19 protein-coding genes and 1 other RNA gene are annotated in these 15083 nt (G+C 64.4%); 9 read left to right on the top strand and 11 right to left on the bottom strand.

Features of this window, described 5'->3' with window-relative positions; genetic code table 11:
* Window positions 1–152 precede the first annotated feature (152 nt).
* The 7 genes from lon to ASD67_RS19405 all read right to left on the bottom strand — a co-directional run bounded on the left by lon (window position 153) and on the right by ASD67_RS19405 (window position 7188).
* A complete protein-coding gene (gene lon / locus ASD67_RS19430; protein ID WP_056352192.1) occupies window positions 153–2549 on the bottom strand; it encodes an endopeptidase La in 2397 nt (798 codons plus the stop codon).
* A gap of 126 nt (window positions 2550–2675) precedes the next feature.
* Window positions 2676–3011, bottom strand: a complete 336-nt coding sequence (locus ASD67_RS19425; protein WP_056350676.1) for a YbaB/EbfC family nucleoid-associated protein — start codon at window positions 3009–3011, stop codon at window positions 2676–2678.
* Window positions 3008–4720 (bottom strand): DNA polymerase III subunit gamma/tau, encoded by a 1713-nt coding sequence (locus tag ASD67_RS19420; RefSeq protein ID WP_082545192.1) that lies wholly within the window; start codon window positions 4718–4720, stop codon window positions 3008–3010. The genes ASD67_RS19425 and ASD67_RS19420 overlap by 4 nt, the downstream gene beginning before the upstream one ends.
* Window positions 4721–4764: 44 nt before the next feature.
* An RNA gene (gene ffs, locus ASD67_RS22770) (signal recognition particle sRNA small type) lies at window positions 4765–4862 on the bottom strand.
* A 38-nt stretch (window positions 4863–4900) separates the two neighbouring features.
* On the bottom strand, window positions 4901–5707 hold the full coding sequence (locus ASD67_RS19415; RefSeq protein WP_156377794.1) for a c-type cytochrome: 807 nt from the start codon (window positions 5705–5707) through the stop codon (window positions 4901–4903).
* Window positions 5708–5761: 54 nt separating this feature from the next.
* Entirely contained in the window at window positions 5762–6100 is a 339-nt protein-coding gene (locus ASD67_RS19410; protein ID WP_056350671.1) for a 2Fe-2S iron-sulfur cluster-binding protein, read from the bottom strand.
* The gene (locus tag ASD67_RS19405; RefSeq protein WP_056352186.1) at window positions 6097–7188 is read right to left on the bottom strand and encodes a cysteine desulfurase family protein; all 1092 of its coding nucleotides are present in this window, start codon (window positions 7186–7188) and stop codon (window positions 6097–6099) included. Before ASD67_RS19405 ends, ASD67_RS19410 begins: the two co-directional genes overlap by 4 nt.
* A 188-nt stretch (window positions 7189–7376) precedes the next feature.
* Here ASD67_RS19405 and ASD67_RS19400 point away from each other — a divergent pair, with 188 nt between their 5' ends.
* Window positions 7377–8033 carry an alpha/beta hydrolase gene (locus ASD67_RS19400; RefSeq protein WP_037510410.1) on the top strand — a complete coding sequence of 219 codons (657 nt, stop codon included), beginning with the start codon at window positions 7377–7379 and terminating at the stop codon, window positions 8031–8033.
* Window positions 8034–8037: 4 nt separating this feature from the next.
* Here the strand turns inward: ASD67_RS19400 and ASD67_RS19395 are convergent, their stop codons facing one another.
* Complete coding sequence (locus tag ASD67_RS19395; RefSeq protein ID WP_056350670.1) at window positions 8038–8739, bottom strand: DUF3667 domain-containing protein; 702 nt, start codon at window positions 8737–8739, stop codon at window positions 8038–8040.
* Window positions 8736–8927, bottom strand: a complete 192-nt coding sequence (locus ASD67_RS19390; protein ID WP_056350667.1) for a hypothetical protein — start codon at window positions 8925–8927, stop codon at window positions 8736–8738. The genes ASD67_RS19395 and ASD67_RS19390 overlap by 4 nt, the downstream gene beginning before the upstream one ends.
* A 112-nt stretch (window positions 8928–9039) precedes the next feature.
* Here ASD67_RS19390 and rpiB point away from each other — a divergent pair, with 112 nt between their 5' ends.
* The 7 genes from rpiB (at window position 9040) to ASD67_RS19355 (ending at window position 12986) form a co-directional block, all read left to right on the top strand.
* Window positions 9040–9504, top strand: coding sequence for a ribose 5-phosphate isomerase B (gene rpiB, locus ASD67_RS19385; protein ID WP_056350665.1), 465 nt, complete (start codon window positions 9040–9042; stop codon window positions 9502–9504).
* Window positions 9501–10808 (top strand): serine hydroxymethyltransferase, encoded by a 1308-nt coding sequence (glyA, locus tag ASD67_RS19380; protein WP_056350663.1) that lies wholly within the window; start codon window positions 9501–9503, stop codon window positions 10806–10808. Before rpiB ends, glyA begins: the two co-directional genes overlap by 4 nt.
* A 4-nt stretch (window positions 10809–10812) precedes the next feature.
* Window positions 10813–11031 (top strand): hypothetical protein, encoded by a 219-nt coding sequence (locus ASD67_RS19375; protein ID WP_056350661.1) that lies wholly within the window; start codon window positions 10813–10815, stop codon window positions 11029–11031.
* Window positions 11032–11034: 3 nt separating this feature from the next.
* Window positions 11035–11499: a transcriptional regulator NrdR gene (gene nrdR, locus ASD67_RS19370; protein ID WP_056350659.1), complete on the top strand. Its 465-nt coding sequence runs from the start codon at window positions 11035–11037 to the stop codon at window positions 11497–11499.
* Window positions 11496–12239, top strand: a complete 744-nt coding sequence (locus ASD67_RS19365) for an RNA methyltransferase (RefSeq protein WP_056350658.1) — start codon at window positions 11496–11498, stop codon at window positions 12237–12239. Before nrdR ends, ASD67_RS19365 begins: the two co-directional genes overlap by 4 nt.
* A 33-nt stretch (window positions 12240–12272) precedes the next feature.
* On the top strand, window positions 12273–12548 hold the full coding sequence (locus tag ASD67_RS19360) for a hypothetical protein (protein ID WP_056350655.1): 276 nt from the start codon (window positions 12273–12275) through the stop codon (window positions 12546–12548).
* Between the two features lie 195 nt (window positions 12549–12743).
* The gene (locus ASD67_RS19355; RefSeq protein WP_056350653.1) at window positions 12744–12986 is read left to right on the top strand and encodes a hypothetical protein; all 243 of its coding nucleotides are present in this window, start codon (window positions 12744–12746) and stop codon (window positions 12984–12986) included.
* 10 nt (window positions 12987–12996) lie between these two features.
* Here the strand turns inward: ASD67_RS19355 and ASD67_RS19350 are convergent, their stop codons facing one another.
* Window positions 12997–13314 (bottom strand): chorismate mutase, encoded by a 318-nt coding sequence (locus tag ASD67_RS19350; RefSeq protein ID WP_056350652.1) that lies wholly within the window; start codon window positions 13312–13314, stop codon window positions 12997–12999.
* A 201-nt stretch (window positions 13315–13515) separates the two neighbouring features.
* On the opposite strand from ASD67_RS19350, the gene rpsD reads away from it, so the two are divergent.
* Window positions 13516–14127, top strand: a complete 612-nt coding sequence (gene rpsD / locus ASD67_RS19345) for a 30S ribosomal protein S4 (protein WP_056350649.1) — start codon at window positions 13516–13518, stop codon at window positions 14125–14127.
* 339 nt (window positions 14128–14466) lie between these two features.
* On the opposite strand, the gene ASD67_RS19340 is transcribed toward rpsD, so the two are convergent.
* Window positions 14467–14646 (bottom strand): hypothetical protein, encoded by a 180-nt coding sequence (locus ASD67_RS19340; RefSeq protein ID WP_056350647.1) that lies wholly within the window; start codon window positions 14644–14646, stop codon window positions 14467–14469.
* Between the last annotated feature and the right edge of the window lie 437 nt (window positions 14647–15083).

Raw genomic sequence — 15083 nt, 5'->3', positions numbered from 1 at the left:
AGGAACCCCTGTGATTTGTTGGTTGAATGATTCATGGCGGTGCCATGGCGCGTCACTAACGCGCTTTGCCCCCCCGTTGTCAAAGCAAAAAAGGGGCAAAAACGCGTCAAAATGACGTTTTTGCGACGAAAAGCGGTCGCGCTCAACCGCGGTCAATGGCGAATCGCTGTCTCCGGGTCGGTTGCCGTGGCGACGGGGGGCGATGTCGCCAGTTCGTCGGCCTCGGTCCATTCGATCGGTTCGACCGGGCTGACCAACGCTTCGGCAAGCACCTGGTCGACATGACTGACGGGTATGATGTTGAGTCCGCCGGTAATGTTGGCGGGAATCTCGACCAGATCCTTCTCATTTTCCTCGGGAATCAGCACCGTCGTGATGCCGCCGCGAAGCGCCGCGAGCAGCTTTTCCTTGAGCCCGCCGATCGCCAGCACGCGGCCGCGCAGCGTGACTTCGCCGGTCATCGCGACGTCGCGGCGCACCGCGATGCCGGTCAGCGTCGAGACCATCGCGGTGACCATGCCGACGCCCGCCGACGGACCATCCTTCGGCACCGCGCCTTCGGGCAGGTGGATGTGGATGTCCTTGCGCGCGAACAGGCTCGGCTTGATGCCATAGCTCGGCGCGCGCGCCTTCACGAAAGACAGCGCCGCCTGCACCGATTCGGTCATCACTTCGCCGAGCTTGCCGGTGGTGCGGACCTGCCCCTTGCCGGTCACGGTGACCGCCTCGATCGTCAGCAATTCGCCGCCGACCTCCGTCCAGGCGAGGCCGGTGACGGCGCCGATCTGGTCCTCGAGGTCGCCCATGCCATGCTTGTATTTTCGCACCCCCGAATAATCGGCGAGATTGTCAGGCGTCACGACGACGCTCTCCATCTTGCCTTCGAGGATGCGGCGCAGCGCCTTGCGCGCGAGCTTGGCGATCTCGCGTTCGAGGGTGCGGACGCCCGCTTCGCGGGTGTAATAGCGAATGAGGTCGCGCAGGCCTTCGTCGGTCAGCTCGAATTCGCCGGCCTTCAGGCCATGCGCCTCGATCTGCTTGGCGATCAGATGGAGCTTGGCGATCTCGACCTTCTCGTCCTCGGTATAGCCTTCGAGCCGGATGATCTCCATGCGGTCGAGCAGCGCCTGCGGCAGGTTGAGCGAGTTCGCCGTCGTCACGAACATGATGTCGCTCAGGTCGACGTCGATCTCCAGATAATGGTCCTGGAACTTGCCATTCTGTTCGGGGTCGAGCACTTCGAGCAGCGCCGAAGCCGGATCGCCGCGGAAATCCTGGCCCAGCTTGTCGATCTCATCGAGCAGGAACAGCGGGTTCATCGTGCCGGCCTTTTTGAGGTTCGTCACGATCTTGCCCGGCAGCGAGCCGATATAGGTGCGGCGGTGGCCGCGGATTTCGGCCTCGTCGCGCACGCCGCCCAGCGACTGGCGGATGAATTCACGCCCGGTCGCTTTCGCGATGCTCTTGCCGAGGCTGGTCTTGCCGACGCCCGGCGGGCCGACGAGGCAGAGGATCGGCCCCTTCAGCTTGTTGGTGCGCGCCTGGACCGCCAGATATTCGACGATCCGGTCCTTGACCTTTTCGAGCGCATAATGGTCGTTGTCGAGCACCGCCTGCGCCGCCGCGATATCCTTTTTCAGCTTCGACTTCTTGCCCCACGGCAGGCCTATCAGCGTGTCGAGATAGTTGCGCACGACGGTCGCCTCGGCCGACATCGGCGCCATGCCGCGCAGCTTCTTCATTTCGGCCTGCGCCTTGGCCTTGGCTTCCTTGGACATTTTCATGCCCTCGATCTTGGCCGCCAGTTCGGCGAGGTCGTCCCCGCCCTCGCCATTGTCGTTGCCGAGTTCGCGCTGGATCGCCTTCAACTGCTCGTTGAGATAATATTCGCGCTGGCTCTTTTCCATCTGGCGCTTGACGCGGCCGCGGATCTTTTTCTCGACCTGCAGCACGCCGAGCTCGCCCTCCATGAAGGCGAAGACCATTTCGAGGCGCTTGGCGGGCTGGCCCTCGACGAGCAGCGCCTGCTTGTCGGAAACCTTGATGTTGAGATTGCCCGCGACCGAGTCGGCAAGGCGCGAGGCGTCCTCGATCTGCGACAGCTGCACCGCGGTTTCGGCGGGCATCTTCTTGTTGAGCTTGGCGTAATTTTCGAACTGGTCGACGACCGAGCGCATCAGCGCCGCCGTATCGACGCTGTCGTCCTCGGCATCGGCGATCGGCGTCACGCGCGCGACCACCGCCTTGTCGTCATTTTCGAGCGCGACGAGCTTGGCGCGCTCCTTGCCCTCGACGAGCACGCGGACGGTGCCGTCGGGCAGCTTCAGCAGCTGGAGCACCGTGGCGATGACGCCGACGTCATAGAGGTCGTCGCGCTGCGGATCATCCTCGCCCGGATCGAGCTGGGCGACGAGGAAAATTTCCTTATCGGCTTCCATCGCGACTTCGAGCGCGGCGACCGAGCGATCGCGGCCGACGAACAGCGGCACGATCATATGCGGGAAAACAACAATGTCGCGCAGCGGCAACAGGGGAAAAGTCTGGCTCATCATGGCTCCTGGACAAGCGCCCGCGACCGGCACGCCGTCCTTCTTATAGGGTCTTCAACCGCTAATATGGCGTAACTTGCCGCGCATTCAATGTCGCTGCGCTGAACGGCGCGGGAGCGCGCGCATTCAGAAAGGCAGTTTGAAGCCCGGCGGCAGTTGCAGGCCGCTCGTCATCTTGCCCATTTCGGCATTGCTCGCCTGATCGGCCTTTTCGCGCGCGTCGTTGAACGCGGCGGCGAGCAGGTCTTCGAGCATCTGTTTGTCCGAAGGAACCATCAGGCTGTCGTCGATCGAGATCGCCTTGATACGGCCCTTGGCGCTCGCAGTGATGCGGACGAGTCCGCCACCCGAGATGCCTTCGACCTCGACGCTGTCGAGCTTCGCCTGCGCCTCCGCCATCTGCGCCTGCACGGTTTCGGCGGCTTGCTGCGCCGCCTTGAGCATTTCTTCCATCGATTTCATGGAGCGGACCTATGCCGCGTCTCGTCGCCCTCGACAAGCCTCGCGTCGGGAAAAGCCGCCAATGCGGCCTTGACGACGGGCAGTTCGCGGATGCGCTGGTCGTTGTCGGCGAGCGTCGCGGCGCGCACCTGCCCGAGGCTCGGCCGCCCCTCGCCCTCGCCGGTCCGCACCTGCCAGCGACTGCCGGTGGCCGAAAGCAAGGCGTCCCCAAGGTCGCGCGCGAAGCCGCCGTCGAGCGCTGCGACGGGGACAAAGACGATCGCGCCGGGTTCGAGGGTGATGATCCGCAGATGATCGTGCACGTCGACCGCGAGCCGATGATTGCCAGTGCTTTCGAGCAATTGATGAATTTGCGCCACGGTGAGCGCCGAAGCGGGTGTCTCGGCGGGCGGCACGGTTTCAGCGGCGACCGGTTCGGGCGCCTGCGCGGTCGCATCCTGCGCCGGCGCGGCGGGCGCAGGCAGTGGCGTCGCGGGGAAATGGCCGATTTCGAGCAGCTTCGCGAGTTCGCCCGGATCGGGCATCGCGGCGGCATAGATCACCCGCAGCAGCAGCATTTCCAGATGCTCGAGCGGATTGTTGGCGCGCAGCACCTCGTCATGGCCTTTGAGCAGCAATTGCCACAGCCGGTTGAGCGGCGCGAAGCCCAGCTTCTGCGCCCAGTCGCCGATCCGTTCGCGGTCGGCCTCGGCGAGCGCGGGATCGTCGTGGCGCGACACCTTGGCCAGCGTGATCGCGTGGGCCAGGTCCATCAGCCCGCGCACCATCGCGACGGGTTCGATGCCCAGCGCATATTGGCCGCGCGCGAGGTCGATCGCCCCGCCGGAATCGCCCTCAAGGATCGTCGCCATCAAATTCGCGATCGACGAGCGGTCCGACAGGCCGAGCATGACCCGCACCTGCGCCGCGCCGATCATCCCGCCGCCATCCAGATCGGCGTGCGCGATCGCCTGGTCGAGGATCGACAGACCGTCGCGCACTGAGCCTTCGGCGGCGTTGGCGATCAGCCAGATCGCGGGCGCTTCGGCCTCGACGCCTTCTTTTTGCAGGATCGAGCTGAAATGGCTGAACAGCATGTCGGGGGTGATGCGGCGCAGGTCGAAGCGCTGGCAGCGCGACAGCACCGTCACCGGCACCTTGTTGACTTCGGTGGTGGCGAACAGGAATTTGACGTGCGGCGGCGGTTCTTCGAGCGTTTTCAAGAGCGCATTGAACGCGTTGCGCGAAAGCATGTGCACTTCGTCGATAATGTAGATCTTGTAGCGCGCCGACACCGCTGCGTAGCGCACCGCTTCGATGATCTCGCGCACGTCGTCGACGCCGGTGTTCGACGCGGCGTCCATCTCGATCACGTCGATATGGCGGCCCTCGGTGATCGCGCGGCATGGTTCGCAGATGCCGCAGGGATCGATCGTCGGCCCGCCCTGCCCGTCGGGACCGATGCAGTTCAGCGCCTTGGCGATCAGCCGCGCGGTCGAGGTCTTGCCGACCCCGCGCACCCCGGTCATCAGAAAGGCGTGCGCCAGCCGGTCGCGCGCGATCGCATTGCCGAGCGTGCGCACCATCGCGTCCTGACCGATCAGTTCGGCAAAGGTTTGCGGGCGATATTTACGCGCGAGGACGCGGTAGGGGCCGCTCGAAGCGGGCGCCGCGGTGGTCGGCAAATCCATGCCCAGCATCGGTGGTTCATCGTCGGCGGAATCGCTCATGCAATCCGTATTAGGGACGGTGGGCGCGCTTGTCGAAGGGGGAAATGGGTGGGAGCCGGAACGACCCGCGGCGAATTCGTTGCGGCTGCTTCCTTCCGGACCTGACCGGGTTGGCGAAGACCACGTCCGCCCGACTCCCGCGGCGCATATGGCGGCCGCGGGGACGAAAATCAAGCATCGTCAGAGGCCGCCTTCGGCGACGGCTTTCAGATAGGCGTGGATCGCGGCGATTTCGGCATCGGTGAAATGGCTGTACCGACCTTGCGCGACCTCCGCCATCAGCCCGAGCTTGCGTCCGCCCGCCGGAACACCCGTACGAAGCAGGCGCACGAAATCCTTCAGCTCATAAGAACCGGCAATTCTGATATCGGGCCGTTCTGCCTTGACCAGGCCTTGCTTTCCGCCGCGCAGGTCCATTTCGTGGCACTCGACGCAAGTTGCGCGAACCATATAGCGTGCGAGCCGATGCTCCGGCCCCGCGTCGGGGGGCCATGTCTTTCCTTCACGCTCGACACCAACGGCAGAGGAGTAATATTCGCCCTTCGCCATTTCCGCCTTCAATATTGGCCCGAAGGTCGGCAGCGGATGCGCCTCGCCCTGTTTTGGACGGCTACGGATATAGGCGACCAGCGCGTTCATGTCGGCGTCGGCGATCTGGGTGAAGAGGCGCGACGGCATATCCCAGAGCGGCGTACCGTCGGGTTTCTTTCCTTCGGCAATGACGCGTTTCAGTTCGGAATCATTATAGCTCGCGGCCGACACGGTCAGATTGGCGGTCCAAAGCCTGCCATAACCGGCTTCACTCCAGTCCTCGCCGGTTAGGTCCTTGCCGTGGCAGCCCGAACAGCCGAGGATGATCGACAGGCGCTCGCCATGCTTGACGGGATCGGGCGAGAGTTTTGCAAAGGCGACAGGTGGCTCGCGCTTTTCATCGGGCGCGCCGCATGCAGCCAACAACGCCAAAGCAGATAGTGCCAATCCCCGCATCGCTTCATCTCCCCGATCAAGACGCTCCGAATTCCCCCGCGACGTCCGTTCGCATCAGCGCGGCCCCTGCATATTGCGGCTTTCGGACGGGATATGGACGGTCAGCCCGTCCATCGCCTCGGTCAGCAATATCTGGCACGCAAGGCGGCTGGTGCGCCGCGCGCCGGCGGCGAGGTCGAGCATATCCTCTTCCATCTCGCTTGCCAGCGGCAGGCGATCAAAATCCTCTTTCGCGACGATGACATGGCAGGTCGAGCAGGCCATCTGACCCTCGCAAGTCCCTTCGAGCGGCATCAGATGCGCTTGCGCGACGTCGAGCAGGATCGAACCCGGCGCGGCCTCGACCTCGGTCCGTCCCTTGCCGTCGGCGTGGATGAAGGTGACGCGCATCAATTGCCCCCCTGCAGTCGTGCGGCCTGTTTGATCGCGTCGAGTCCGTCGCGCAACTCAGCCTCGGTCGTGTAACGGCCCCAGCCGAGACGGATCGAAGCGCGCGCGGCGGCTTCGCTCACGCCCATCGCGCGCAGCACATGGCTGACCTTACCCGACCCGCTGCCGCACGCGCTGCCAAGCGAGAAGGCAATATTGCGCGCGTCGGACATCAGGCGGAGACCGTTGACGCCTTCGCGGCGGACATTGAGATTGCCGTGATAGCGATGCGCCGCCGACCCGTTGATCGTCCATTCGGGCAGCATGTCGCGCGCGATCGACCAGAGGTGTTCGATATGCGCTGCGTCTGCATCGAACCGCTCGGCCGCAAGCGCCGCCGCGGCGCCAAAACCGGCGCAGAGCGCGGGCGAGACGGTGCCCGAACGCATGCCCTGTTCCTGCGCGCCGCCGAACATCAACGGTGGCAGGTCGACCCCGTCCCTGATCCACAGCGCGCCAATGCCCTTGGGTCCGTGGATTTTGTGCGCCGAGATGGCGATCAGGTCGGGGCCGTCGGGAATGGCGACGCGGCCATAGCCCTGCACCGCGTCGCAGAGCAGCAGGCTGTTTTTCGCATGCGCCGCAGCGACGAAATCACCGACCGGCTGGATGGTGCCGACTTCGTTGTTCACCAGCATCGCCGCGACGATGCCGTTTTCGGGAATCAACGCGGCGTCGGGCGCCAGCGCGACACCCTCGCCATCGACCGGCAGGATGGTCGCGTTCAACCGTTCGAGGCATTGCAGCGACGCGGCATGTTCGATGCTCAGCCCCGCAACCCCGTCGGGCATGACCTCGGCGCCGCGCAGCAGCGCCCAGTTGAGCGCCTCGGTCGCGCCCGAGGTGAAGAAGACCCGTCCGTCTTTGGGCAGCAGCGCCGCGACCTGATCGCGCGCGACTTCGACTGCGGCGGCGGCGGCGCGGCCGCCTTTGTGCGAACTCGACGGATTGGCGAAACCGTCGCCGTCGCCGGGACCCGCCAGCCAGCGCAGCATCGCTTCGCGCGCCTCGGGAGCGAGCGGGGTGGTCGCCTGATAATCGAGGTAGATCATGGGCGGCATCTGCCCTCTAATCCCGGTCGTGTCGAGCGGCGGAAAATGGAAAGCGCGCGCAGCCTTATTGCGAGCGATTCGCAAAAGTTGCAACTTGCTACTCATTTTCTATATAGGCCGCGCCTTCGCTCCGCCACCCCGCCGCTCCGGCGATTCGGCTCCGAGCCCAAAACATAAGAGGTGCGCCCATGCCCGACGTGATTTTCCCCGGCCCCGAAGGCCGTATCGAAGGCCGTTTCTCGCCCCCGCCGCGCCCGCGCGCGCCGGTCGCGCTGATCCTGCACCCGCATCCGCAGGGCGGCGGCACGATGAACGACCGCATCACGCAGGCGATGTACAAGAGCTTCGTTGCGCGCGGCTTCGCGGTGCTGCGCTTCAACTTCCGCGGCGTCGGCCGCAGCCAGGGCACGTTCGACAACGGCATCGGCGAGTTGAGCGATGCCGCGTCGGCGCTCGACTGGGTGCAGTCGATCCACCCCGAGGCGCAGACGACCTGGATCGCGGGCTTCAGCTTCGGCGCGTGGATCGGCATGCAATTGCTGATGCGTCGCCCCGAAATCCGCGGCTTCCTGTCGGTGGCGCCGCCGGCGAACATGTACGACTTCAGCTTCCTCGCCCCCTGCCCCTCCTCCGGCATCATCGTCGCGGGCGGCCAGGACGAGATCGTGCCGCCGAGCGCGGTGCAGAAGCTGGTCGACAAGCTGCGCACGCAAAAGGGCATCACCATCCATCACGACGAGATCCCGCGCGCCAATCACTTTTTCGAGCATGAGCTCGACCAGTTGATGAAGTCGCTCGATAACTATTTGGATATGCGGCTCGCTCCCGATTCGCCGATCCGCTGAGGCGTCAATCGAGCAGGCCTGCCTGCTCGATCATCGCGGCGGGCATATAGACGAGCAGGATCAGCGCGAGTTCGCCGCAGATGACGGCGGCGATCGCGCGAATCCACCCGCCGCGCCCTTCGCCGGCGTAAAATTGGCGCACGGCAAAGATCGTGAAACCGAGGCCGAATGTGAGACGCACCAGATTGCGCCCGATGCTGCGGTCGGCGAGGAACAATTGCATCGTCAGGTCGGCGGCCACGACCAGCAGGGTTGCCTGCGCCAAGACATAGAGCCGCATCACCATCGTGCCGAACAGTCCGGCGGACGCGCCGCGATAAAATATGAAATGGAGCACGAGCGCGGAAATCAAGGCCGATAGCAGCGGCATGATCAGCGGTTCGTTCTGCAGCATCTCGATCACCGAGAGATCGGTCTTGGTGCTCCCCGGCAGGAAACGCGCGCGCAGGGCGATGTTCAGGGTGAGCGCCACCGCGATATAGGGCACCGCCTTGACGAGGATATCGCGGTCGCTCTCGATATAACGGCGGATCAACACGCCCGGCCGGCGAAACAGCCCGATCAGCGTGTGCAAAACGCCCTTTTCCCACCAAATCTCGACGAGCTCGTTCACGACCGTGTGGCGGTTGATCGGTTCGGGGCGCAAATCCTTGCCGCAGTCGGGACAAAAGCGCCCATCGCCGCGGTGGACGCAGTCGTCGCTCATTCGGCGCCGCTGCTCGCTGACGTTTCCTTGACCGGCACCAGCCAGACCGCGACATTGGCGAACATCACGAGCGCCGCGACGAGCATCAGCAGCGCACGGCGCCGATCGCCCTTGCGGAAAATATAGATGGCGCCCCCGGTCAAAACGGCCCCGGTGAGCATCAGCACGGACATGATCGTGTCGGACATGGCGAGGCTTTATCGGCTGCGTCACAAATTTGCCACCTCGCTTATGGCCATATGCAGCGCCTTCGCCTAAAGGCCGCTCATCGATTCCCTCCAGCCTTGCGGGAGCCGCATCATGCGCATCGCCATTGCCTCCGATCACGCCGCTTATGAGCTGAAAGCCCAGCTTGCGGACTGGCTGCGCGAGAAGGGCCACGAGGTCGAGGACCTGGGCACCAACGGCCCCGACAGCGTCGATTATCCCGATTACGGCTATCGCTTGGCCGATGCGGTCGCGAGCGGCCGCGTCGAAAAGGGCGTCGCGCTCTGCGGTTCGGGCATCGGCATCTCGATCTCGGTCAACCGCAACCCGGCGTGCCGCTGCGCGCTGGTCAGCGAACCGCTGTCGGCCAGCCTGTCGCGCCAGCACAATGACGCGAACGTCATCGCGATGGGTGCACGGCTGACCGGTGTTGACATGGCGAAGGCGTGTCTCGACGCGTTCCTGACCACCGATTTCGCCGGCGACCGCCACGCGCGCCGCGTCGACAAGCTTTCCAAGCCTCCCTTCAATTTGGCCCAACTGGAGACCAGCCGATGACCACAGACACGCTCGCCAAGCCCATCAAATCGGCCGGATATTTCACCGACGGCGTCGACACGGTCGACCCTGCGGTCGCAGCGGCGATGAAACATGAAATGGAGCGCGAACAATATCAGATCGAGCTGATCGCCTCGGAAAACATCGTCTCCAAGGCGGTACTCGAAGCGCAGGGGTCGGTGTTCACCAACAAATATGCCGAGGGCTATCCGGGCCGCCGCTATTATCAGGGCTGCGCGCCGTCGGACGAGGTCGAGACGCTGGCGATCGACCGCGCCAAGAAATTGTTCGACTGCAATTTCGCCAACGTCCAGCCGCACTCGGGCGCGCAGGCGAATGGCGCGGTGATGCTGGCGCTGACCAAGCCCGGCGCGACTATCCTCGGCATGAGCCTCGACGCCGGCGGTCACCTGACCCACGGCGCCCCGCCCGCGATGTCGGGCAAATGGTTCAACGCGGTGCAATATGGCGTGCGCCCCGACGACCATCTGGTCGACTTCGACCAAGTCGAGGCGCTGGCGAAGGAACATCGCCCCGCCCTCATCATCGCGGGCGGCTCGGCCTACCCGCGCACGCTCGACTTCGCGCGCTTCCGCGCCATCGCCGATGACGTCGGCGCGCTGCTGATGGTCGACATGGCGCATTTCGCCGGCCTCGTCGCCGGCGGCGCCCACCCCTCGCCGATGGAGCATGCGCATGTCGTCACCACGACGACGCACAAGACGCTGCGCGGCCCGCGCGGCGGCATGATCCTGACCAACGACGAAGCGATCGCCAAGCGCATCAATTCGGCGGTCTTCCCCGGCCTGCAGGGCGGCCCGCTGATGCACGTCATCGCCGCCAAGGCGGTCGCCTTCGGCGAGGCGCTGCGCCCCGAATTCAGGGATTATGCCAAGGCGACGATCGCCAATGCGCAGGCGCTCGCGAACCGGCTGAAGGCGCGCGGCGCCGATGTCGTGGCGGGCGGCACCGACACGCATCTCGCGCTGATCGACCTGCGCCCGCTCGGCATCACCGGCCGCGACGCCGACGAGGCGCTCGAGCGCTCGGCGATCACCTGCAACAAGAATGGCGTGCCCTTCGACCCGCTGCCCCCGGTCAAGACCAGCGGCATCCGCGTCGGCTCGCCCGCCGGCACCACCCGCGGCTTCGGCATCGCCGAGTTCGAGGACATTGGCGACATGGTCGCCGACGTGCTCGAAGCGCTGCGCGACAAGGGCGAGCATGGCGACGCCGATGTCGAGGCCGATGTCCGCAAGCGCGTCCGCGCTTTGTGCGAACGCTTCCCGATCTACGAAGGCTGAACCCATGGCACGTCCCAATCCCGAAGAGCCGACGCTGGTCGAAGTCGCGATCGAAGAGGTCAAGGCGATGGGCAAGCAGGGGATGCAGCATCCTTCGACGAAGCCCGTGCTGACCGGCGGCGCGATCGGCGCCGTCGCGGGGATCGTGCTGCCCGTCATCAGCTGGCCGGTCGGCCTGTTCGCGGGCGCCGCGATCGCGCTTTACAGCCGGGTGAAACGCTGACCGATGCGTTGTCCCTATTGCGGCCATGAAGACAGCCAGGTGAAGGACAGCCGTCCGACCGAGGACGGCGCGGCAATCCGGCGGCGGCGGCAATGCGAGGATTGCGGCGCCCGCTTCACCACCTTCGAGCGGATCCAGTTGCGCGAAGTCGCGGTGCTCAAGGCCGACGGCGGCCGCGAGCCGTTCGACCGCGAGAAATTGATGCGCAGCGTCCAGATCGCCTGCCGCAAGCGCCCGATCGACGCCGCGCGCATCGAGCGGCTGGTGTCGGGTATCCAGCGCCAGCTCGAAACCTCGGGCGACAACGAGGTCAAGGCATCGCAGATCGGCGGCATGGTGATGGAAGCGCTCAAGGGCTTCGACAGCGTGGCCTATATCCGCTTCGCCAGCGTCTATCGCGAATTCACCGAGGCCAAAGATTTCGAGGAGTTCGCCTCGACGATCAACGAGGCGGCGCACAAGGGGTGAACAAGGAAATCGCCCCCGACGCCGCCCCGCTCCCCATCATCGTCCTCGTCCGCCCGCAGCTCGGCGAGAATATCGGCAAGGCGGCACGCGCGATGCTCAATTTCGGGCTGACCGAATTGCGGCTGGTGACCCCGCGCGACGGCTGGCCCAACCCCGACGCCGGCCCCGCCGCGTCGGGCGCCGATATCGTGCTAGCCGAGGCGCAGGTGTTCGCCAGCCTCGCCGAGGCGACCGCCGACTGCACGCACATCTATGCGACCACCGTCCGCAAGCGCGGCGTGATCAAACCCGTGCTGACCCCCGAAGCCGCGGCGCGGCAGGTTCATGCGACGGCCGGACGCTCGGCCTTCGTTTTCGGCGCCGAGCGGTCGGGGCTGGAGACCGACGATGTCGCGCTGGCGCACAGCATCGTCACCGTGCCGATCAATCCCGAATTCGGATCGCTCAACCTGGCACAGGCGGTGATCCTGCTCGCCTATGAATGGTCGAAGGGTCAGGATCTGGCGCAGCCGCCCGTCGCGGAACTCGCGCCGACCGCCGAGCATGCCGAATATGAAGAACTGATCCAGCATTTCGTGCGCGATCTCGACGCAGCAGGCTATTTCTTTCCCGAAAACCGTCGCGCGGCGACGCTCCGAACATTACGCACCACGCTCACCAAGACGGGCTGGTCGTACAATGATATCAGGATGATGCACGGCATCATAACGGCTCTTGGCCGAACGCCGAAAAACCGTTAAGGAGCGCCAAATCGTTTCAGGAGTTACTTTCCCATGATGACCCTCATCCTGTCGCTTGCACTCGCCGCCGCGGCCGCCGAAACCCCGCCCGCCGACGGAGCGACGACCGCCCAGCCCGCGAAGCCCGAAAAGCCGAAAAAGATCTGCAAGGCCACCAAGATGACCGGCAGCTCGATCGGCCGCCGCGTCTGCAAGACCCAGGAACAGTGGGACGCCAGCCAGTCCGCGAACATCGATGCGATCAACCAAGGCTATAAGCAGAATGTCGGCGTCGGCGATTCGCCGCTTGGCGGCGGCGGCAACAACTAAGCGCATCGCTCAGCAAACCCATCGATTGAAAAGGCGGTCCATGCGTTTCGCTTGGCCGCCTTTACTCATACCCCCTTCCACGACTGGACAAGCTGTCCGCATCACGGATAGCATCGACCTCATGAATCGGCTCGGGGAATTGGCCGGCATATGGAGAGGTCCTGTCGGCCATATTCGCTAGGAGTTTGACTACCCATGATGACATTGCTGCTCTCTCTCGCCCTGGCCGCCGCCGGGACGACCGGTCCGGATACCGCCGAACGCCCAGCGAGCGGACAGGCTGCCAAGCCGGCGAAACCCAAGAAGGTCTGCGAACGGATCGAGTCGACGGGCAGCAGCGTGCCCAAGAAGGTCTGCCGCACCGTGCAAGCGCCGAAGGCCGCAATCGACGCCGCCAACACGGTTCCGGAAAAGCCCGCGGGCAACAGCACCAACTGATCGCGGCGGGTCAGGCCGGATCGGTACGAATCCGGTCCCAGCGGACCATCTCATACGCGATCGACTGTTCGACCAGTTCGTCCCACACCGCACGCAGCCGCGCGGGCTCCAGCCCGGCGGCTTCGGCTTCGCGCGCCACATTGTCGAGCACCTGCGCCTTGCGCGGCTCGTCGCGGACGACATTGCGGTCGGTCTTGATGCGCGCTGCGGCGTCCATATAGCCGAAACGGCGAACCAGCAGCGCGACGAGTTCGCGGTCGACCTCGTCGACCCCGGCACGGACGTCGATCATCGTTTCGCACTGTTCGGGAGATTTGGCAGCGGTCATGCGCGCTGGCTTTAGCGGCTTTTTCCCGCCTGTCGAGCCGGCGCGGCAATGCTTGACTTTCCCCACTGCCCCGTCTAACCGCGCGCCTTCGCAATGGACCCCGCACCCCGGTGAAGCGGCGGTCGCATATGGCATCTGCCCATATGGTGCGACCCGGGAACCGCCGAAATCCTTCGGCACACAGCATATTGGAGACGACAAATGTCGAAGCGCCAGAGCGCCAAGTATAAACTCGACCGCCGGATGGGCGAAAACATCTGGGGTCGCCCCAAGAGCCCGGTCAACCGCCGCGAATATGGCCCCGGCCAGCACGGCCAGCGCCGCAAGGGCAAGGTGTCCGATTTCGGCATCCAGCTCCGCGCGAAGCAGAAGCTGAAGGGCTATTACGGCGACATCACCGAGAAGCAGTTCAAGAAGAACTATTTCGAAGCGTCGCGCATGAAGGGCGATACCGGCCAGAACCTGATCGGCCTGCTCGAGCGCCGCCTCGACGCGGTCGTCTATCGTTCGAAGTTCACCCCGACGATCTTCTCGGCGCGCCAGCTCGTCAGCCACGGCCACGTCTATGTGAACGGCGTGAAGTGCAACATCGCGAGCCGCCTCGTGAAGCCGGGCGACGAAATCACCCTCGGCAAGAAGGCGCAGGAAATGGCGCTGGTCGCCGAAGCGCAGAGCCTGCCCGAGCGCGACCTGCCCGAATATCTCGCCATCGACGGCACCAAGGCGACCTATGTCCGCGTTCCGACGCTCGACGAAGTGCCTTATCCGGTGAAAATGGAACCGAATCTGGTCGTCGAATTCTATTCGCGCTGATCCGGCGGTTCATCGCAGGATACAAAAGGGGCGGTCCGCAGGCGGGCCGCCCTTTTTCCGTTGGGCGACGAGCCCCGAATATTCGAGTTGATGTTAGTCAGAAGCCTATATTGATTCCAAACATCGCCTCTGAGCTGATATCTTCCCCAATGCCTGCTTTGCGCCTCCAATCAAACTTCGGTGTGGGGATTTGATCGCTACAAAGCTACCGCGTTTCTGATGACTATTATGTCTGCTTCCGGCGATGAAGGCTAAGTCCAGGGCATCATGAAGTTGGATAGGGCGACGTACGGGTAATGGACAGTGCCCTAAGGGATAAGTCGGTGGCGGTTGCCGGCCTTATCCCAGCTTCGCAAGGATCACTGACGCCGCCGGCAGCGCCAAGGCAAGGAGGGTCGGCAGGCGATAGTGGGCACGCTTTGGATCGCACCGGAGCGACCAGATCACCGCCGAACTGCCCATCATTGCGAGCAGGAGAGTGGCGCCAATAGCGAGGATGATCTGGGCAGCGGGATCCATCAATCAGACTCCTCGATGATACGCCTGATGGCGGCAGCACTATGGCCTCCGGCCTGCAACTCACGAACGCGCTCCAAGCGTTTTCGGTGCGCGATCTGGACATCCGACGGCGGCAGTTCGTGAATGAGAATGGGCTGGACACTCTCGCCCCAGACATGGGCGAAGATCGCCTCGGGCGCGAGGAAGAGGCCGCTTCGGATCCGGTCCTCATTTTTGCCCAAGATGGCATCTTGGCCGGATACGAAAACAAAGCGGAGACCACCGTCCTCGAGCGGAATCACGACCCATTCCTGACTGCCCCAAGTGCCGATGCGGCCGTCGTAGACATATCGATATGCGCTCTGGTTGAGGTCGATGAACAATTGGAGCGGGAGGCGGTCCTCCTCTTTCAGACGCGCGGCAAACGCTGTGATGTTTGAGACTTCATCATGAAAATT

This window comes from Sphingopyxis sp. Root1497, assembly GCF_001427085.1.
Lineage (GTDB): Bacteria > Pseudomonadota > Alphaproteobacteria > Sphingomonadales > Sphingomonadaceae > Sphingopyxis.
This window is presented reverse-complemented; position numbering and strand designations above follow the sequence as displayed.